Origin of the sequence: Flavobacterium sp. RHBU_24 (assembly GCF_046613695.1) — a bacterium.
In the GTDB taxonomy this organism is placed as follows: domain Bacteria; phylum Bacteroidota; class Bacteroidia; order Flavobacteriales; family Flavobacteriaceae; genus Flavobacterium.
Genome location: NZ_JBKJHD010000006.1, coordinates 142,072 through 162,797 on the forward strand (window position 1 = coordinate 142,072; position 20,726 = coordinate 162,797).

Below are 20,726 nucleotides of genomic sequence, written 5' to 3' on the forward strand. Positions count from 1 at the left end.
AAATTTTTCCCTAAATTTGTTAGGCTTGCGCGTAACCCTGTAATGGTAAGCAGGCGTTTTTCTTTTTGACATCGTTATGAAACACCCTATTTATACCGCTAATTATTTAAAATCCGGAGTGCTCCCGGACAAACAAAAAACAGAAAACTGGATAGAAGACCTGTTTCGTTGGATGTTTTGCATAGGGCCGCAATTTGCCGTTTACGATTACTTTTTAGCCGAAGAAAACGCACTGCGCGCCACCCTTAAAGAGCTGCTGCTTTCGGCGGGTGTTGAAGAAGCCAACTGCGATGCTTTTATCTCTGCGTTGGATGGTAAAGCTATTGAAATCCATCACCAGCTTGAGGAAGACTTAAAGGCCATCTTCCGGTTTGACCCGGCGGCCAAATCACGCAGCGAGGTGCTGGTAGCCTACCCGGGCTTTTTTGCCATAGCCGTATACCGGATAGCGAATAAGCTCTGGAAGATGAAAGTGCCGCTTTTGCCCCGCATGCTAAGCGAATATGTGCACGGTAAAACGGGTATAGACATTCACCCGGGCGCTACCATAGGGAGCCGCTTTTTTATAGACCACGGCACGGGCATAGTAATAGGCGAAACCGCCGTTATAGGCAACGATGTAAAAATGTACCAGGGCGTTACCCTGGGTGCGCTGAGTGTGCTAAAAGCCGAGGCCGACACCAAGCGCCATCCCACCATAGGCAATGATGTTACCATATATGCCAACGCCACCATACTGGGCGGGCGTACGCTGATAGGCAACGGCAGCGTGATAGGGGGCAATGTTTGGATAACGCATTCTGTGCCCGAAAATGCGCTGGTGTACCATAAAAGTGAGGCCACAATCAAGACGAAGGAAGTATTCCCCGAACCGTTAAACTTTGTTATATAATATTTCAATATCAAAATAAATTATGAAAGCAGAAAGTATTTTACAAACAATAGGCAACACGCCGCACGTAAAGCTGGGAAAGCTGTTCCCCGGTAAAAACGTGTGGATAAAGCTGGAGCGCACCAACCCCGGCAACAGCATTAAAGACCGTATAGCCCTGGCCATGATAGAAGATGCCGAGGCTAAAGGCATACTGACCAAAGAAAGTGTTATTATTGAGCCTACATCGGGCAACACGGGTATAGGCCTGGCACTGGTAGCGGCCGTTAAAGGCTATAAACTGATACTGGTAATGCCCGAGAGCATGAGTGTGGAACGCCGCAAGCTGATGTCGATATACGGCGCGGAATTTGAACTTACCCCGCGCGAACTGGGTATGAAAGGCGCTATAGCCAAAGCAGCTGAACTTACTGCCGCTACGCCTAACGCATGGTCGCCAAGCCAGTTTGATAACCCTGCCAATGTTGAGGTACACCGCAAAACCACCGCTAAGGAAATTATAGCCGACTTCCCTGAAGGGGTAGGCTACGTGATTACCGGAGTGGGCACAGGCGGCCACATAACCGGTGTAGGCGAGGTGTTGAAGCAAGAATGGCCGGACATAAAAGTATTTGCCGTAGAGCCGGAACTTTCGCCCGTGCTGAGCGGCGGCGCACCGGGCCCGCACCCCATACAGGGTATAGGTGCCGGGTTTGTACCGAGCATTTACAATAGCGAATTTATAGACGGCGTAATACAGGTAAGCAAAGACGAGGCCTTTGCCTTTGCCCAGCGTATTGCTAAAGAAGAGGGCATATTAGTGGGTATATCTACCGGGGCATCGCTCGCGGCAGTCAGCAAAAAGATTGACGAGATACCCAACGGCGCTACCGTGCTTACCTTTAACTACGATACAGGAGAAAGGTATTTATCGGTTGAGGGATTGTTTTAATTTATGATTTCAGATTTCAGATTGAGCTTCACTCAAGCCGTAGAAATCATTAGATAAAAATGGCTGTCTAATTTTAGACAGCCATTTCTTATATCGATTGTTAGCGTTTGAGTGAAGCTCAATCTGAAATCTACATTCTGAAATCTGAAATTACTCCTTAATCCTCACCTCAAACATCTTATCCCACAGTTTTCCGGTAATAAAAAACGTACCCGTTTTAGGGTTGTATGCAATACCGTTAAGCACGTTGGTTTGCGGGGTTTTGTTTATTTTGGTTTCAAGTTCGGCCATATTCAGTATGCCTTCAACCGCTCCGGTGGCAGGGTCTATCACCATAATGCCGTTAGTCTGGTACACGTTAGCGTATAATTTACCGTTTACATATTCCAGTTCGTTAAGCTCCTTAATTTTACGGTCTCCGGCATAAACGTTTATGTAGTCAACCTCCTGCAGCGTTTCGGGGTCAAGCTTGTATATCTTTTCGCTGCCGTCGCTTTGGTACAGGTACTTGTCGTCGTGCGTAAGGCCCCAGCCCTGTATGGCTTTGGCATAGTTAAAATCTTTTATCTTGTTAAGGTTATCGGCGTTGTAAATAAAACCGGTATTTTCCTTCCAGGTAAGCTGGTAAATTTTATTGTTAAAAATGGTAATGCCTTCGCCAAAGTACTTGCCGTCAAGCGATACTTTCTTATACGCCTCACCGGTTTTGTAGTCTTCCTTGCGCAGTACCGATTGGCCGTACTGCCCCGTACCTTCTACCAGCGTATCGCGGTAAAACTCCAGCCCCTGGGTGTACGAAGTAACATCGTGCGGATAGGTATTTACAATTTCGTATGAAAGTATCTTTGCTTTAACGCCGCTTATTATCTCTATCCTGCCGCTGCTTTCGCCATAGCCGTCGGGGTAATAGGTAGTGGCTTTAATATCCTGGTAACCCAGCTTTACATTGTTTAACGGCACGCTTAGCTTTTCGTTGCCTTTTACACTACCAACTTTTTTATTGGAAAGATAGTACACAACTGAATCAATTTGCTGTTTTTCGGGGTTCGATACCGTTAGGGGAAGCGTCTCCCCGGCGGTATATTGCCCTTTTATTGCCGAAAAATCGATGGGGAACAATTTATTTTTCTCCTCCTGGGTTTTAGAACAGCTTATAACAAGTACTCCCAATGCAATGAGAGATAATGCTTTATACATTTTTATCGGGTTTTAAATATCTGTAGCAATATACAACGACGTTTTATATTGGGCAATATGCTTGCAAAAAAAGAAAAAGGTTGTAAATTTGCACCGGCAAGTCCTACACGACCAGCTCCTGCAGACTCCTCCAGGGTGGGAACGCAGCAAAGGTATGTGGTTGTAGCGGTGCGATGTAGGTCGCTTGCCATTTTTTTCTTTTTTTAGATGATCTCCGTTAGGGGATTTTTTTTGACCTCACCCCGGCCCTCTCCAAAGGAGAGCGAGCAGTTTCACTCAAATAAAACATAGTTGGCAAAGGCCACAAAGAAGGCACAAAGTTTTTCAAAGTTAATTTTGGGCTACATGATTATTTATAGTGCTGATTTTCTTTGTGCGACTTTGTGCCCTCTTTGAGAATCTTTGTGCTATAGCTTTAGGCTTTTTCACCTCAAAAAAGTAATTTAGCGGCTCTTAGAGAAATACACACATGAGCAAAGTAATATTCATAACCGGCGGCTCGTCGGGCATCGGCAGGTCTGTAGGCGAGTTTTTAATCGAAAAAGGCTACCGTGTATACGGCACCAGCCGTAACCCTGACAAAGTTTTTGAATCGAAGTTCCCCCTCGTGGCCGTTGACGTGCGTAATGCCGAAAGCATAAAGGCCGCCATAGCCCATGTAGTTGCCGAAGCCGGAACTATAGATGTACTGGTAAACAACGCCGGGGTAGGCATTACCGGGCCGATTGAAGAAATTCCCGCTGCCGAGATACAAAACCATTTTGAGGTAAACCTTTTTGGCCCTATCGAGGTTATGAAAGCCGTGCTTCCGCAAATGCGCAAACAAAAAAGGGGACTCATAATAAACATTACAAGCATAGCAGGGTACATGGGGCTGCCGTACCGTGGCATTTATTCCGCGTCTAAAGGCGCGCTGGAACTGATAACCGAAGCGCTGAGCATGGAGGTAAAAGGCTTTGGCATTACCATAACCAGCGTAGCCCCTGGCGACTTTGCCACAAACATTGCCGCAGGCCGTTACCATGCCCCGGTAATTTCAGGGTCACCCTATGAGGTACCTTACGGAAACACGCTCAAGGAGATGGATACACACGTAGATACCGGCAGCAACCCGCTGCAAATGGCCGAGGCAATATATGCTATAATGAAAGACCCAAACCCCAATGTACACTATAAAGTAGGCGCTTTTATGCAAAAGTTCAGCATAGTGCTTAAGCGGGTGCTTCCGGACAAACTGTATGAAAAAATGCTGATGAACCATTATAAGTTGTAGTTTTACAGTAGATTTTTAAACATTAAAAAAGAGACTATGAAATTTTTTATTGATACCGCAAACCTGGCACAAATTAAAGAAGCACAGGAACTTGGCGTTCTTGATGGCGTTACTACAAACCCTTCGCTTATGGCTAAAGAAGGTATTACGGGCAAAGACAACATCCTTAAGCATTATGTAGACATCTGCAACCTTGTGGAAGGCGATGTGAGCGCCGAGGTTATAGCGCTTGACTTTGACGGCATGGTGCGCGAAGGCGAAGAGCTTGCCGACCTGCATGAGCAAATAGTGGTAAAGCTGCCCCTTACTAAAGATGGTATTAAGGCATGTAAATATTTTTCGGACAGGGGCATTAAAACCAATGTAACCCTTGTATTCTCGGCCGGGCAGGCACTGCTTGCCGCTAAGGCAGGCGCTACGTATGTGTCGCCATTTGTAGGCCGCCTTGATGATATCTCTACCGACGGGCTTAACCTTATCGATGAGATTCGCCTGATTTATGACAACTACAGTTTTGAAACCCAGATTTTGGCAGCATCAGTGCGCCACACCATGCACGTTGTTAACTGTGCCAAGATAGGTGCCGATGTTATTACCGGCCCGCTTAGTGCTATTTCAGGTCTGCTGAACCACCCGCTTACCGACCTGGGCCTTGCGCAGTTCCTTGCAGATTATGCTAAAGGCAACCAATAAGTTTTGGGTTGACTTACTATTCTACAAATACAAAATCCCGGTTGTACTTACGCGGCCGGGATTTTTTGTTAGAAAGAATTACAATATAATGTTAATTTTTGACAGGTGCTGTTGCTGCTAAAACTATTTACTATACATTTGTAATGCATACAAATCACAATACCATGTTTACAAACAAACTGCATCATCATCATTTCAGCACTGGCTCAAACGCGAGGAGGAAATGATATGGCAGTAACCTAAGATATTTCATAAACCCGTTTGAGTAAGTCAGGCGGGTTTTTTGTTTGTACCAGTACTACTCACACCGCTTTATTTACTCAGGCACCACAAACAAACACCATGGGTACATTAAAAATTGCAGTACAAAAAAGCGGCCGCCTGAGCGAAAAATCATTACAATTATTAAGTGATTGCGGCATACGCCTGAGCAATGGCGAGCGCAGGCTCAAGGCAGTATCGCCAAATTTTCCGGTTGAGATCTTGTTTTTAAGGGATGACGACATTCCGCAGTACGTAGAAGAAGGCGTAGCCGATGCAGGCATACTGGGCCAGAACGAAGTGTGGGAAAAAAATAAGGACGTTACCGAAGTGAAACCGCTGGGCTTTGCCGGATGCAGGCTTTCACTGGCCGTGCCAAAGGATGCTTTATATACAGGGCCTGACTTTTTCAACAACAGGAAAGTTGCCACCAGCTACCCGGTTATTTTGCAGAAGTATTTTGATGAAAACAACATAAACGCTCAAATAGAAACCATTAGCGGCAGCGTAGAGATAGCCCCCGCTATAGGCCTTGCCGACGGTATTTTTGATATTGTAAGTACGGGCAGCACGCTACAGATTAACGGCCTTAAAGAAGTAGAGCAGGTAATAAAAAGTGAGGCGGTACTGATTGCCAACAAAACCCTGACCCCTGAAAAGCAGGAAATACTTGATAAGCTGCTGTTCCGCATACAATCGGTACGCAACGCGGCAGAGAACAAATACATATTACTTAATGCCCCAAATGAGTCGGTTGCCGAAATAAGCCGCATATTACCCGGCATGAAAAGCCCTACCGTACTACCCCTTGCCGAGGAGGGGTGGAGCAGCATCCACTCCGTAATTCGTGAAGATACCTTTTGGGACATTATCGATAAACTTAAGGCGCTTGGCGCGGAAGGGATTTTAGTAACAAATGTTGAAAAAATGATACTTTAAGTTATGATACAGAAAGTAGTAAACCCCGACATAGCTCAATGGCGCTCGCTTTGCGAAAGGCCGGCCATAGCTGCCGACGACCTTGATGCCGTGGTACAACAAATATTTACCGAAATCCGCCAGAATGGCGACGCGGCATTATGCAAATACACCGCCTTGTTTGATGGTTCCAATCCAGTCGAGATCACGGTATCACAAGAGGAAATAGCTGCCGCCGTAGCTTTGGTTCCGGAAGAATTAAAAAGCGCTATACAACTGGCAAAAGCCAATATTGAAAAATTTCATACCGCACAGGCAGAGGAGAAAAAGATTATTGAAACCACAGCCGGAGTTACCTGCTGGCGTGAAAGCCGTGGCATAGAGCGAGTGGGTATTTACATTCCGGGTGGGTCGGCGCCGCTGTTTTCTACGGTGCTGATGCTTGCGGTGCCTGCCGCCATTGCCGGTTGTAAAGAAGTACTGCTGTGCACCCCGCCCGATAAGCGGGGCAATATCAACCCTGCTATACTCTATGCCGCGCAGCTGGCAGGGGTTACGGCTGTATATAAAGTGGGTGGTATACAGGCCATTGGCGCGCTTACGTTTGGTACAGAAAGCATTGGCAAAGCCGATAAAATTTTCGGGCCTGGCAACCAGTACGTTACTGCTGCAAAACAGGCCGCCTTTGCTTACGGTACAGCCATCGACCTCCCCGCCGGGCCAAGCGAACTGTTGGTAATTGCAGATGAATCGGCTAACGCTGAATTTGTTGCAGCCGATTTGCTCTCCCAGGCGGAGCACGGTGCCGACAGCCAGGTGGTACTGGTATCGGACAGTGAGGCTTTGGTAATTAAAGTAAGCAAAGCCTTACAGGAACAGGTAGAAGAACTTCCCCGCAGGGAAATTGCCCTAAAAGCATTGCAGAATAGCCGTGCTATTATTTTGCCCGATACCCAGAAGTGCCTTAACTTTAGTAACGCTTACGCCCCCGAGCACCTTATTATTGCCACCCGCGATGCCGATGTATTGGCGGAAGCCGTAACAAACGCGGGTTCGGTATTTATAGGCAACTACAGCTGCGAGAGCGCCGGCGATTATGCCAGCGGTACTAACCATACGCTGCCTACTAACGGCTATGCCCGCAGCTACAGTGGGGTATCGCTGGACAGTTTTGTAAAGAAAATAACCTTTCAGAAAATCACGGCACAGGGGCTGCAAAACATAGGCCCGGCTATAGAGGCCATGGCAGTGGCAGAGCAGCTACAGGCACACAAAAACGCGGTGACCATTCGATTAAAAACGCTTTAATATGTTTGACCTCAGTAAAATAGTACGCCCTAATATATTGGCTTTAAAGCCCTACAGCTCTGCGCGCGATGAGTTTAAAGGTACCGCCACGGCCTACCTTGATGCCAACGAAAACCCGTACGGTATGTTTAACCGCTACCCAGATCCGCAACAAAAGCAGCTCAAGGAAGCACTTTCCAAATTAAAAAATGTACCGCAGGAAAATATTTTTGTGGGCAACGGCAGCGATGAGGCCATCGACCTGTGTTACCGCATTTTTTGCGAACCGGGTAAAGACAGCGCGCTCACGTTTACGCCTACTTATGGCATGTACAGCGTTTCGGCAGATATCAATAATGTAACGCTGGTTGAGCTTCCTTTAGATAAAAACTTCCAGATTGATGTAGATAAAACATTGCCATTATTCAAAAGAGAAAACCTGAAGCTCGTGTTTATCTGTTCGCCTAACAACCCCACCGGGAACAGTATTGACGCCATCGAAACCATCCTTAAAAACTTTGACGGTATAGTGGTGGTTGATGAGGCGTATATCGATTTTAGCGCAAGTGCGTCGTTGTTAGAAAAGCTGGAACTATATCCTAACCTCGTTGTACTGCAAACCTTTAGTAAAGCCTGGGGGCTGGCTGCAGCCCGTGTGGGCCTGGCGTATGCAAGTGCCGAAATTATCAGTTATTTCAACAAGGTAAAGCCGCCCTACAACGTGAGCCGCCTTAACTATACCGTTGCCCTTGCCGCGATAAGCCAGCCGGAACTTTTTGAAAACCAAAAAAATAAACTGCTGGCCGAACGCGAAAAAATGGTGCATTCGCTGCAAAAATTAAATGTTGTAAAAAAAGTATATCCATCGGATGCCAACTTTTTGCTGGTTGAAGTAACTGATGCAGACGGCATTTATAATTCCCTGGTGCAAAAAGGCATCATCTTGCGCAACAGGAATAACGTAGTGCCTGACTGCCTGCGCATAACCATTGGCTCCGCCGAAGAAAATGACTTATTATTGACTGCCCTAAACGAACTTCCCTAAAAATGAAAAAAATATTGTTTATAGACCGAGACGGCACCGTGATTATCGAACCTGTTATCGACCAGCAGGTAGACAGCCTTGAGAAGCTGGAGTTTTATCCGGGTGTGTTTTCAGGCCTTGGCAAAATAGCCAGGGAGCTGGATTATGAGTTGGTTATGGTTACTAACCAGGACGGCCTGGGTACCGATTCGTTTCCCGAAGATATGTTTTGGCCGGCCCAGAACGCCATGCTTAAAGCCTTTGAAAACGAGGGCATAAAGTTTGCCGAAATATTGGTAGACCGCAGCTTTCCACACGAGAACCTGCACACCAGGAAACCAGGTACCGGCATGCTCACGCATTACATTAAGGGTAATTACGACCTTGAGAACAGCTACGTAATAGGTGATCGTTTTACTGATGTGCAGCTGGCGCAAAACCTGGGCTGCAAGTCGATTTTTATGGGAGCGGACTGCGAGGATGCCTCACTGTGTGAAACCAGTTGGGAAGGCATTTACCGCTTCCTGAAAAGCCAGCCCCGTAAAGCGACGGTAATCCGAAAAACAAATGAAACCAGTATCGAAGTTACCGTTAACCTCGACGATAACAGCAAAACCACTATTGGTACCGGTTTAGGCTTTTTTGACCACATGCTCGACCAGGTGTCGCGCCACGGCGGTATTGGTCTCGATATTAAAGTGCAGGGAGACCTTTGGGTAGACGAGCATCACACGCTTGAAGATACGGCATTGGCATTGGGCGAAGCGTTCCTGAATGCACTGGGCAGTAAAAAAGGCATAGAACGCTACGGCTTCTTATTGCCTATGGATGACTGCCTGGCGCAGGTCGCTATCGACTTTGGCGGGAGGCCGTGGCTGGTGTGGGATGCCGAATTTAAACGCGAGAAAATAGGCGAACTGCCTACCGAGATGTTCTTCCACTTTTTTAAGTCGTTTAGTGATACTGCGAAGTGCAACCTCAACATAAAAGCCGAGGGCACTAACGAACACCACAAGATAGAATCCATTTTTAAAGCCTTCGCGAAGGCCATAAAAATGGCTGTTGCGAAAACGGATAATTACGCAATTCCCAGCACAAAAGGCACACTATGATAGCTATTGTAAAATATAATGCAGGTAACACCATGTCGGTCGACAATGCCCTGAAACGGCTGGGCTACGATTGTATTATTACTGATGATGCCGCTACGCTACAGGCGGCAGATAAGGTGCTGTTTCCGGGAGTGGGGCATGCAGCTCCGGCTATGGCCTATTTAAAAGAACGCGGACTTCACGAAATTATAAGGTCGCTCACACAGCCCGTATTAGGCATTTGCCTGGGCATGCAGCTAATGTGCAGCTATACCGAAGAGGGGAGTACCGACGGGATTGGGATTTTTGATACCGAAGTACTTAAATTTCCGCCGGAAGATAAGGTGCCCCACATGGGCTGGAACAGCCTGCAATGCCTTGAAAACGTGTTTCTACGGGATGCCTGCCATGAAAAAGACATGTATTTTGTGCACAGTTACTATGCCGAACTCTGTGAGTACACTACCGGCGTAACCGATTATATACTACCTTTTAGCGCGGCCTTGCAAAAAAATAACTTTTACGCGGTGCAGTTCCACCCCGAGAAATCGGGTAGTGCGGGCGAGCAGTTACTTAAGAACTTTTTAGCCTTATGAAGATTATACCGGCCATAGATATAATAGGGGGCAAGTGCGTGCGCCTTACCCAGGGCGATTATGCGCAACAGACAAACTATAACGAAAATCCGCTTGAGGTCGCCAAAATGTTTGAAGCCGCCGGTATACAGTACCTGCATTTGGTTGACCTGGATGGCGCTAAAAACGGGCGTATTACCAACCAGGCAGTACTCGAAAAAATCGCAAAAAACACATCACTGCACATTGACTTTGGCGGAGGCCTTAAAACCGATGAAGACGTGCAGGCAGCCTTTAACAGCGGCGCGAAACAAATAACCGCCGGGAGCATTGCCGTTAAATCGCCGGAAACGGTTTACCGTTGGATAGCAAAATTTAGCGCCGATAAAATTATATTGGGGGCTGACTGCCGCAACCGTAAAATATCGGTAAACGGTTGGCAACAAGAAAGTGAACTCGATGTAATCGACTTTGTAAACCAATACAAAACTAAAGGTATACAGCAGGTAATCTGTACCGATATCAGTAAAGATGGCATGCTGCAGGGACCATCGTTTGAGCTGTATACCGAGCTGCTTACAACAGGCATTGGCCTTGTAGCCAGCGGTGGCGTTACCACTATTAACGATGTTGTCATGCTTAAACAAATGGGGTGCACGGGTGCTATAATTGGCAAAGCCATTTATGAAGGCACCATTACCTTAAAACAACTGACAGAACTATGCTAAAGAAACGGATAATTCCCTGCCTTGATATAAAGAACGGGCGCGTGGTAAAGGGCGTAAACTTTTTGGGCCTGGCCGATGCCGGCGACCCTGTAGAGCTTGCTGCACGCTATGCTGCCGAGGGTGCCGACGAACTGGTATTCCTCGACATCACCGCTACGCTCGAAAAGCGCAAAACCCTGGCCGAACTGGTTAGCCGCGTGGCAGCCGCCATCAACATCCCGTTTACGGTGGGTGGGGGTATCAACACGGTAGACGATGCCGAATACCTCATTCGACGCGGGGCAGATAAGGTGAGCCTGAACTCGGCTGCGGTTAAAAATCCGCCACTGATAAAAGAGATTAGCGATACGCTGGGCTGCCAGGCGGTGGTGGTGGCTATTGACGCCAAGCGCGTTAATGATGAATGGGAAGTATTTATCAACGGCGGCCATACGGCAACCAGTATAAAAGTAACTGACTGGGCGCAGCAGGCCGAAGCCCTGGGCGCGGGTGAAATTTTGCTTACCTCTATGGATAAGGACGGTACCAAGAGCGGTTTTGCACTTGGTTTATTAAAAGAAGTATGCAATGTGACAAACATACCCGTTATCGCTTCGGGTGGTGCGGGGAGCATGGCGCATTTTGCTGAGGTATTTACACAGACAGAAGCTACAGCAGCGCTGGCGGCAAGCCTGTTCCATTATGGGGAGCTTTCTATTCCCGATTTAAAAGATTATTTAAAACTACAAAACTTACCCATACGATGATACTTGACTTTGAAAAACAAAACGGGCTGATTCCCGCAATAATACAGGATGCCGCTACCCAAAAAGTGCTGATGCTGGGCTACATGAATGAAGAAGCTTTGGCCAAAACACAGCAGGAGGGCAGGGTAACGTTCTTTAGCCGTACCAAAAACAGGCTGTGGACCAAGGGCGAAACATCAGGCAATTACCTCACGGTGAAAAATATTATGCAGGACTGCGATAATGATACGCTGCTGATTACCGTAATTCCTGACGGTCCGGTCTGCCATACAGGCGCGCAAACCTGCTTTGGTGATGTGGATGCCAAGGGCTTTTTATACCAGCTGGAACAAACCGTAGCACAGCGTGCGGATGATGATGTAGCTGAATCCTACACCAACAGCCTGTTGAAACGAGGCATCAATAAAGTCGCCCAAAAAGTAGGGGAGGAAGCGGTGGAGCTGGTCATAGAAGCCAAAGACGATAACGCCGACCTGTTTAAAAACGAAGCCGCCGATTTGCTGTTCCATTTTATGGTACTGCTCAGGGCAAAGGGTTTTACGCTGGAAGAAATTGAAGGGGTATTGAGAGATAGGGCGAAGTGAGACCTAATCTGGGCTGATAAGATCGCTTTTAGAAAAAGTAATGGCCTTATTATTATCAACAGCTACTAATTCAACTGTACTGGTTTTGGTACCGTAAGTATATCCGGTTTTTGTATCGTCAACCGTTTCAACAGACATTGAATACGTACCATTAATCGAGGGGTTTTCAGCAGACCGGATCACTAAGTTGCCATTTTTAAGAATGCCTATCTTCGCTTCTATATTGCCGTGCTTCAACGTTCTTATAAGCATATCACTTCCCACTATTTCCACACTGTTGTACGTAAATCCGTAGCTCAACTCGGGTTGGGCTACATCTTTACCTTCCAGATAGCAATAATCTAAATGCCATGTACCATTGAGGTTAGGCTTCGGGTTTAACGGATAAAACCAAATAAATAACAGGCTGAGCACTACCAGTATAGCTATTATCCATCTTTTGTATCTCATTGATTGGCTATTGGGCACTGCAATATATTAATAATACAGCCTGAAATCAAGCAGCTTGCACAGCGCGTAATATTTTTTGTGCAGCTCCTCTACGATGTTTATCACATCATCATCCTCTTCAAAAAGGCTGAAAAACGCCTTATCCAGACCACTGCTGGTTACCCTGTAGGACTTCTCTCCATAGCCCGATACCGCCTTTGCGCCGGTAATGTCTAAAAAATACTGGGCTTCCTCACTGGTAAGGTCAACCGTTTTTGCATTGGCAAAGTGTAGTATCTTGCCTTTAAGGCGGCCTTCAAACAGTTCGGCAATCTCTTCCATACTGTAGTAATAGCCACCCAGGGCAATGTTGTTTTCCTGCCCAGGCATTATCAAGTATATAATTTCGTAGTTCTTAAAATTATGGTCGCTATACAATAGGGCGTTCAGGCTTTCCTCAAGCCCTTCAATGCTGTCGCAGGTTTTGTAAATGCTGCCTATACCGGTTTCAAAAGCCAGCCGCTCCAGGTTACCTACGGTTTCGGTAACCACCTGCGCATCAACATCCGCTACGGCTTCGAGGCAAAAAATAAAATTATCATCGTTCATTTGTCAACCTTTGGGTACTATCTCTAACAAAGGTAATGCCGAATTGTTAGTTTTAATATAGCAGGCTGTTGCAAAAGTTTTTTACAGCCATTCCCAACCTTTACTACTAAAACGTTATCCTTATATAAAAAACCAATCGTCATGAGGTATCTTTTCCTACTCATTTTCTTTTCAGGATACAGCCAGGTATTTACCTACCAGGGCAATGTAAGCGATAACGGCTACCCGCTGCCGGGCGCCACAATTTGCGTAAAGGGAACAACAAACTGCACGTCGTCTGACATTGATGGTAATTATTCCATACTGGTAAACAAGGGCGACGAACTCGTTATTAATTTTATAGGCATGCAAACGGTAACCCTTAAAGTTACGGGGCCTAATACGAATAAAGCGGCTGTAAAAAGTGGCAACGTAGTACAGCCCATTTTAAGCGATGCCTTTAGCAACAGCATCAACCGTGAGAATGACACGCTGGAGGTTTCGGTGCCGTCGGGTACAACCCCTGATTATTCTGATAAGAAATATGCCTACGCCGATGTTGCCTTGATAAAAAAATCGGCAGGTGATGTATACCACCTTAAGCACAAGGGTGAATATAATACGCTGTATCTTGAGTTGTTTAGCGAGTTTATAACCGGGCAGCCCATACGGCAGCACCACTTTCAAAATAGCTATGCGCAGGGCAGGAGCTTAAACGGCGAAGCTACCTACCAGGGGCCGGAAACTAACGAGGTTTTCAGTTGGGGGCCATTGGTAAGTACGCTGCAAACATCGGGCACGGCTACGCCTTATTACCCTAATGGCGCTATTATAAGCGGTGTAGGCAACGCTGTGCCGTTATACAACCGTAATGATTTTTTCAGGAATACCTTTGAGCAGAAAACCACACTGTCCACGCGTTTTGTAATGCGCAACCGCGATTACCTAAAGCTCAACCTGGGCTACAGGAACAGTAACGTGAGCCTGCCCACCGGTAAAAATGATGAGGTTAATGCTACACTGGCCTATCATAAGCATTATGATGCGCATCAAATCTCGGCAAACATCAACGTTAACCGTTACGAAAACAACCTGAGTAATGCCAACTTTATATACAATAAAGCCATTTTTGCCAATGCCACAACACCGGCACATTTTAACAGCAAAGCCGGCGATGTACTGCCTAACGGCCTGCCCCGAAATTTTAGCGCACTTGAAAATAACCCGTATTACCTGCTGCACAACAACCGAGATACAAATACAAGCAGCCAGGGCGGACTCTTTGTGAGCGATACCTATACTAAAAATAATGTGGAAAATACAATAAGGGTGGTGTCGCAGTTTTCTGATATTAAAAATACGGCAGGAAATATTCCTTTTGCGGCACAGGTAAGTAACCCGGATTATAATGAACGGACCGAAAAATACAGCATGCTAAACGTTTCAGATGCCTTTAAATATACTTTTAGTTCCCGCACCCGCATTGGCGCCAGCCTTGATGCCAAATACCAGAACCGGCTGTTGAACCGTGAGTATGGGAGTGGCTATACCAGCTTGGCAGGCTACCCCGGTAACCCTGCGGAGCAGTATACAGTAAGGCGGGAACAAAACCGTTTTGAAACCGGCCTGAACGTTAACGCAAGCCATGAGTTACAGGATATTTTTTATTACAACGACGATGACCTGAGGTTTGAGGCAGGAGGAGGGCTTGCCTATTCTTCAACCGTAAAAAAAAATGTGTATGGCAACGCTACGGCGGGTTTTGTGTGGAATAATTTTATTACGCGCAACCTTAGCATTTACGGGCATGCGTCCTACAAAGCGTATGAGCCCGACCTGCAAAACAACAACCTCTACTTTAACAGCCTTGCCTACCGCATCGACCAGTTTAAGCAGATGGGTAACAACTACGAAATTTTTACACCAAATACTACCAGCACTACAAAAGAGAACAATTACACGGCAGGCGTACGCTATGATTCACGTGTAGATATGGAACTTGAACTGTACCGTAAAAATGTAAAAGGCTTATATGCACCCCTGTACCAGGGCGATGGTTTTGCGTGGTTGCCCGCTGTAGATTATTACCAAAAGGGGCTTGAATTTACACTTAACTATAACCGTTACCTCGACCTCGGAAATAGCAACCGCCTGCAGTTATCTACCAACTTTAATTTTACCGCATATAAAAACGAGGTAACCGGCATCAGTGGTAATTATGCACGTATACCCATAGCGGGTTTTGCAGATGTAAATAAAAACTACATAGTGGGCCAGCCGTTGGGGGTTATTATGGGCAGTGCCTATAAAAGGGATGCTTACAATAATATTATCATCGATAGCCAGGGTTTCCCTGAAGTGGCCGGTGTGCCTAAGGTTATCGGCAACCCAAACCCTGATTTCGTCGTGGGGTTTTCGCAGGGGTTTCATTACAAAAAATTTAGCCTTAAGCTTAATCTCGACTGGAGCCAGGGCGGTGACCTGTGGAACGGTACGCAACAAACGCTTAATTACTATGGTGTATCTCAAACTACCGCTAATCAGCGCAGCGTTACAGGCTATGTGTTTAACGGCGTTACAGAAGCAGGGGTGGTCAATACACAACCCGTGAGTTTTTATGATACCAATCTGCCTGTTACCCAAAACCGCTGGACGCGCTACGGCGTGGCGGGTGTAGCCGAGGATGCTATAGAAGATGCCAGCTATTTCAGGCTCAACAACATTACGCTGAGCTACAGCAAAAATACGGCCTACTATGCCGAAACGTTTAATATTACGGTTTCTGCATTCGTTAATAATGTATTTATCCTTTCAAAAAGCGATACGGCTTTCGCAGCCAATACGCTTTTTAATTCCTCCGAAACCACCGGGCTTGACTACTTTAATTCACCCATGCTCAGGATGTACGGACTGTCATTCGCAGTAAAATTTTAAACTTACCCAGCCATGAAAACACTACTTAAAATAGCCTTTTTGTTTATAACTGCCAGCCTGTTTGCACAGCAGGGCAAGGCGTTGAAAACCTATTACACCCAGCAGCAACCGGAAAAAATATATGCCCACCTCAATAATGTGCTCTACCTGCCCGAAGAGACGGTGTATTACAAGCTCTACGGTACCATGGCGGGCAACAATCCGTACACAAAAAGCGATTATGTATATGTAGATATTTACGACCCGTCTGGTAAAAAGGCCGATGCCCAAACCTATATGCTGACACAGGGCGGGGCGGCGGGTTCTTTTACGCTAAGTGCCGAGGCGCCATCAGGCATGTATGTGATAAAGGCCTATACAAGGTACCAGCAGCAACTGGGCGACACCCCTTTTGAAAAGCAGTTTTTTGTGCAGAAGGTTATTGCACCAAGGGTGCTGATGACGCTCGATTTTAAAAAGAAGGGCTATGGCGCGGGCGAAAGTGCCGAAGCCGATTTTGTGCTGAAAAACAACCAGAACCTGCCGATACGCAATCAAAATGTCGAATTTGAGATATTCATAGCCGGAAAAACCCAAAATACCCTTACGGCGGTTACTGATACTGAGGGTAAGGCTACGCTTGCGTTCAGCCTGCCGGATGACCTGCAATCAAATGATGGTATTATCAACGTTAAGGTATTGTATGATAATATCAAGGAATCGATAACTAAATCCATTCCCATAAACCTCAATTTTGCCGATTTGCAGTTTTTGCCCGAAGGTGGAAATTACATCGCAGGGCAGCCGTCAAACCTGTTCTTTATCGCGAAGAACGAATTTGGCAAACCGCTCGACGTTTCGGGTTATATACAGGATGAAGCCGGTAACAGAGTACAGGAGTTTACCAGTTTTTATGACGGTATGGGCAAGGTGGCCTTTACGCCGCAGGCAAATAAGAAATACTCGGCGGTGATTACCTCACCCTTCCGTTCTGAAAAGCGTTATGAATTCCCTATAGCGCTTTCATCCGGATATCAGTTAAACGTTGGTGCAGCTATGCAAAGCCTGGCTGTAGCAGTGTATAGCCCTGAAAAAGCTTCGGGCGAACTACTGCTCAGGAGCCAGGATAAGGTGGTAAAATCAATTCCCTTTAACGCTAAGGAAGGTTCGTCTATGCTTTCTATAGAAACTAAAGGCGTACCGATGGGTACTTACGCGGTGTCGCTGCTCATCAATGGGCAGATAGTAGCCGAACGCCTGGTATTTATAAACTATCAGGACGGACTAAGCATCGAATTAACTACCGATAAAGAAGTATATGGGCCGCGCGAGCAGGTTAAAGTAACCGTAGTTACTAAAGATGAGGAAGGCAAGCCGGTACCGAGCAGCCTGTCGGTTGCGGTAGTAGATGAAAAGCTGCTGACCTATATGGACGATAAGCAGCACAACCTGCTCACGTGGATGTTCTTTGGCTTTGAGCTGAAAGGTAATGTGCATGAACCCCGTTTTTATTTCGATGAAAAAGAGCCTTTGGAGAAAAGGCTTACCGCGCTCGACCTGCTCCTTAATACCCACGGGTGGCGGCGCTTTTCCCAAAGCGAAATAAACGCTTATGATGGCGCACCCACAACGATAATAGCCGAACGAAGTAATGATATTGAAGGCTTTGTGCTGGATAATAAAAACGAGCCGGCTTCGCTAAAAGTATACCTGATATCAGACACGGGCAAGGTGTATGAAACCCACAGCGATAAATCGGGATTTTTTAAATTCACACGCACACATTTTGAAAAAAACGCCATGCTGGCCACAGAGGGCAAACGCGGTAAAGAGTACACAATAAAAAACTCGGTATCAGATATCCAGTCGGTTTTAAAACTGAAGGAAGAATTTAAAGTAGCCGCCGATGCGGGAAACAAAGTTTTTGAAACCCCGGGCAGGACTTTAGCTAAGCCCGCCGATGCGGTAGCCCTTGCCGATCAAAAAGGTGAAGCTGTAAATATGAAAGAGGCATCAAATAATCTTGAGGAGGTGGTTGTTGTGGGCTACGGTGCAATGAATAAGCGCGCTGTAACCGGTGCGGTGACGGTTGTTAGTGCGCACGACTTTTCCGTTACCAAAAGCCTTGCAGGGATGCTTGCAGGAGTAAATGTAACTATGGGCACAGGCGCACCCGGAAGTGGCGAAACAGTACGGATAAGGGGCGTTGGCACAGTTAATGGTAATCTTGAACCCTTAGTTGTTGTTGATGGCGCTCCATACAGCAGAAACGAAAACGGATCTGTGCTGGGCGGGCTTAACCCCCAGATGATAGAATCGTTAACCGTGCTTAAGGACGCGGCGGCAACCGCTATTTATGGTAGCCGGGGTGGTAACGGGGTAATAATTATAACCACTAAAAGGGGCGCCGGGGGCAATGGTATTTTATTGGGCAAAAAGCGCCATTATACCTTTGAGGAAATAAATAAAGATACCTCCCGCAAGCTTAACATCCCGGCGGGTTTCTATGCCCCTGTATATACTACGACAGAAACGGAGCAGAAAACGGATTTCCGCAACTGCATTTACTGGAACGCAACGGTACAGACAGATACGAATGGGAGCGCCGCGTTTGATTATTATAATTCAGACGAAACAGCTACGTTTACCATTTGGGCAGAAGGCACATCCTACAAAGGCGACCTTGGGCTTAAAAAGCACTCCTATGCCGTAAAAGAGCCGGTGGAAACCGACCTTAAATTGCCGTTATTCACCACCCAGGAAGACGAGATTAAAATTCCATTGCGTGTTAAAAATAATTCGGATAAATCCCTTGACGTTGATGCCCTATTGTCAAAATCAGGATATTTTGAAACGGTAGGCGACAACATTCAGCTTAGCCTTACGGCCAATGAAAGCAGGGTAGTGTACTTTACCATAAAAGCTGTTACCGCGGGTCAGAAAATCCCTGTGCGGGTTACATTATCGGCAAGCGGGCACACGGTTGCTATTGATAAAACAATTGACATTTATAGCAAAGGCTTTCCTAAAACCGTTAACTTCTCGGGTGTTAAAACAGGTGCAGAGAACTTCGTTATCCAAAACCCAGTGCCGGGCAGTATAGAATCGGGCATAAAGTTTATCACTAACCCATACAACTCGTTTTCTGATGGTATAGAGTCGATGCTGCGCGAACCCCACGGTTGTTTTGAGCAGGCTTCGTCATCTAACTATCCTAATGTTATGGCGTTACAGCTGCTAACGTCTCGCGGTATTAATGATGATGTAAAGAAGAAGGCATTGTCACTTTTAAAGAAAGGCTACGAGATGCTTAAAGGCTACGAATCTAAAAGCGGTGGCTTTGAATGGTTTGGCGGCGATCCCGGCCACGAGGCCCTTACCGCTTACGGGTTGTTGCAGTTCCACGAAATGCAGGAATTTATGGATATTGATAAAGACATGATAAACCGTTCTATAAAATGGCTCAATAAACGTAAGGATGGCAGAGGAGGCTATACCCAGCACTCTGGGCTTGATGCCATAGGGCACGGTAAGTATGAAGTGGTAAATGCCTATATTGTATTTGTACTTAGCGAAATGGGGCAAAAGGAAAACATATCTGAAGAATATAGAACCGCACTTGCAGAGGCCCTTAAAAGCAAAGATGCCTACCGCTCGTCGCTCGTGGCTATTGCGGCATATAACCTGGGCGATATGGCATCTTACAGAAAACTGCTGGATAACATTAAGGGTGAGGTTGCGAAGCTAACACATGATAAAGTTGAAGCAGACGCTACCATAGTAAACAGTTATGACCTTTCTAAAAGCATAGAGTGGGCTTCGCTGTACGCAATGGCAATAATGAAAGGGGGCAATATAACCCCTGAGCTGCCTGATGTGCTTAATTTTATACAGTCGTCTAAAAAGCTTAGTGGCTTTGGGTCTACCCAGGCTACGGCACTGGCCATGAAAGCCATTACCAACTTTAGCAGGATGACAAAAGCAGGCTCTTCGCAGGCAAAAATTACTGCTACAATAAATAATGTAGCAGTAAATATATCAAGCGTAGATGATGGTGGCAATATAAGTGTAAATACTACCGGAAACATAAATGGAGGAACGAATAGTGTTAATGTAAATATTGAAAACGGCAAGCAGGTGCCGTACCTGTTCTATGTAAGCTACTCGAGCTACCAGCCCGAAAATTCGCCTGAGTGCCAACTTAGCCTTAAAACCGGGCTTACCCGCAGTAAAATAAAAGTGAGCGAAACCACAAGGTTAGAAGCCCAGGTGACCAACAACACTAATGCGCCGGTAGCTAACCCGCTGGTGCGCATAGGCATACCGGGCGGTACATCGCCGGAAATATGGCAGCTTAAAGAACTGGTAGACAAGAATGTTATTGCATACTATGAAATATTCGGCAGTGAGCTGGTGCTGTATCTCCGTAGCCTAAATGCGCGTGAAATCCGTAATATCAACATCGACCTAAAAGCTCAGGTGCCAGGCATGTATAAAGGCATAGCGTCATCGGCCTACCTGTACTACAACAACGAGCACAAAAACTGGATTTCCGGTCTGGAAGTGGAAATAATAGAATGATTTTTTATTTTTATT

Annotated in this window: 17 protein-coding genes and 1 other RNA gene; 15 read left to right on the top strand and 3 right to left on the bottom strand. The window is 46.3% G+C overall.

Features of this window, described 5'->3' with window-relative positions:
* The first annotated feature begins 76 nt into the window (after nt 1–76).
* On the top strand, nt 77–892 hold the full coding sequence (gene epsC / locus ACLI09_RS08295) for a serine O-acetyltransferase EpsC (RefSeq protein WP_411419139.1): 816 nt from the start codon (nt 77–79) through the stop codon (nt 890–892).
* Between the two features lie 22 nt (nt 893–914).
* On the top strand, nt 915–1,823 hold the full coding sequence (gene cysK / locus ACLI09_RS08300) for a cysteine synthase A (protein WP_411419140.1): 909 nt from the start codon (nt 915–917) through the stop codon (nt 1,821–1,823).
* 150 nt (nt 1,824–1,973) lie between these two features.
* Here cysK and ACLI09_RS08305 read toward each other — a convergent pair whose 3' ends face one another.
* Complete coding sequence (locus tag ACLI09_RS08305; protein WP_411419141.1) at nt 1,974–3,020, bottom strand: glutaminyl-peptide cyclotransferase; 1,047 nt, start codon at nt 3,018–3,020, stop codon at nt 1,974–1,976.
* Nucleotides 3,021–3,114: 94 nt separating this feature from the next.
* Between ACLI09_RS08305 and ffs the strand changes: the two genes are divergently transcribed.
* The 11 genes from ffs to hisIE all read left to right on the top strand — a co-directional run bounded on the left by ffs (nt 3,115) and on the right by hisIE (nt 12,200).
* An RNA gene (gene ffs / locus ACLI09_RS08310) (signal recognition particle sRNA small type) lies at nt 3,115–3,213 on the top strand.
* Nucleotides 3,214–3,489: 276 nt separating this feature from the next.
* Nucleotides 3,490–4,293, top strand: a complete 804-nt coding sequence (locus ACLI09_RS08315) for an SDR family oxidoreductase (RefSeq protein WP_411419142.1) — start codon at nt 3,490–3,492, stop codon at nt 4,291–4,293.
* Between the two features lie 36 nt (nt 4,294–4,329).
* Nucleotides 4,330–4,986 carry a fructose-6-phosphate aldolase gene (gene fsa / locus ACLI09_RS08320; protein WP_411419143.1) on the top strand — a complete coding sequence of 219 codons (657 nt, stop codon included), beginning with the start codon at nt 4,330–4,332 and terminating at the stop codon, nt 4,984–4,986.
* A 342-nt stretch (nt 4,987–5,328) separates the two neighbouring features.
* Nucleotides 5,329–6,186, top strand: a complete 858-nt coding sequence (gene hisG, locus ACLI09_RS08325; protein ID WP_411419144.1) for an ATP phosphoribosyltransferase — start codon at nt 5,329–5,331, stop codon at nt 6,184–6,186.
* A 6-nt stretch (nt 6,187–6,192) separates the two neighbouring features.
* Nucleotides 6,193–7,473: a histidinol dehydrogenase gene (hisD, locus tag ACLI09_RS08330; RefSeq protein WP_411419197.1), complete on the top strand. Its 1,281-nt coding sequence runs from the start codon at nt 6,193–6,195 to the stop codon at nt 7,471–7,473.
* A gap of 1 nt (nt 7,474) precedes the next feature.
* Nucleotides 7,475–8,497: a histidinol-phosphate transaminase gene (gene hisC / locus ACLI09_RS08335; protein ID WP_411419145.1), complete on the top strand. Its 1,023-nt coding sequence runs from the start codon at nt 7,475–7,477 to the stop codon at nt 8,495–8,497.
* A gap of 2 nt (nt 8,498–8,499) precedes the next feature.
* Complete coding sequence (gene hisB, locus ACLI09_RS08340; protein ID WP_411419146.1) at nt 8,500–9,588, top strand: bifunctional histidinol-phosphatase/imidazoleglycerol-phosphate dehydratase HisB; 1,089 nt, start codon at nt 8,500–8,502, stop codon at nt 9,586–9,588.
* Nucleotides 9,585–10,163 (top strand): imidazole glycerol phosphate synthase subunit HisH, encoded by a 579-nt coding sequence (hisH, locus tag ACLI09_RS08345; protein ID WP_411419147.1) that lies wholly within the window; start codon nt 9,585–9,587, stop codon nt 10,161–10,163. Before hisB ends, hisH begins: the two co-directional genes overlap by 4 nt.
* Nucleotides 10,160–10,870, top strand: a complete 711-nt coding sequence (gene hisA / locus ACLI09_RS08350) for a 1-(5-phosphoribosyl)-5-[(5-phosphoribosylamino)methylideneamino]imidazole-4-carboxamide isomerase (protein WP_411419148.1) — start codon at nt 10,160–10,162, stop codon at nt 10,868–10,870. The genes hisH and hisA overlap by 4 nt, the downstream gene beginning before the upstream one ends.
* Nucleotides 10,864–11,616: an imidazole glycerol phosphate synthase subunit HisF gene (gene hisF / locus ACLI09_RS08355; RefSeq protein WP_411419149.1), complete on the top strand. Its 753-nt coding sequence runs from the start codon at nt 10,864–10,866 to the stop codon at nt 11,614–11,616. The genes hisA and hisF overlap by 7 nt, the downstream gene beginning before the upstream one ends.
* Nucleotides 11,613–12,200 (top strand): bifunctional phosphoribosyl-AMP cyclohydrolase/phosphoribosyl-ATP diphosphatase HisIE, encoded by a 588-nt coding sequence (gene hisIE / locus ACLI09_RS08360; RefSeq protein WP_411419150.1) that lies wholly within the window; start codon nt 11,613–11,615, stop codon nt 12,198–12,200. Before hisF ends, hisIE begins: the two co-directional genes overlap by 4 nt.
* Nucleotides 12,201–12,203: 3 nt before the next feature.
* Here hisIE and ACLI09_RS08365 read toward each other — a convergent pair whose 3' ends face one another.
* Together ACLI09_RS08365 and ACLI09_RS08370 are read right to left on the bottom strand one after the other, a co-directional pair.
* On the bottom strand, nt 12,204–12,650 hold the full coding sequence (locus ACLI09_RS08365) for a hypothetical protein (RefSeq protein ID WP_411419151.1): 447 nt from the start codon (nt 12,648–12,650) through the stop codon (nt 12,204–12,206).
* 27 nt (nt 12,651–12,677) lie between these two features.
* Nucleotides 12,678–13,238, bottom strand: coding sequence for a DUF6642 family protein (locus ACLI09_RS08370; protein WP_411419152.1), 561 nt, complete (start codon nt 13,236–13,238; stop codon nt 12,678–12,680).
* Nucleotides 13,239–13,379: 141 nt separating this feature from the next.
* Here ACLI09_RS08370 and ACLI09_RS08375 point away from each other — a divergent pair, with 141 nt between their 5' ends.
* On the top strand, nt 13,380–16,151 hold the full coding sequence (locus ACLI09_RS08375) for a carboxypeptidase-like regulatory domain-containing protein (RefSeq protein WP_411419153.1): 2,772 nt from the start codon (nt 13,380–13,382) through the stop codon (nt 16,149–16,151).
* A 12-nt stretch (nt 16,152–16,163) separates the two neighbouring features.
* Entirely contained in the window at nt 16,164–20,711 is a 4,548-nt protein-coding gene (locus ACLI09_RS08380; RefSeq protein ID WP_411419154.1) for a TonB-dependent receptor plug domain-containing protein, read from the top strand.
* Nucleotides 20,712–20,726 lie beyond the last annotated feature (15 nt).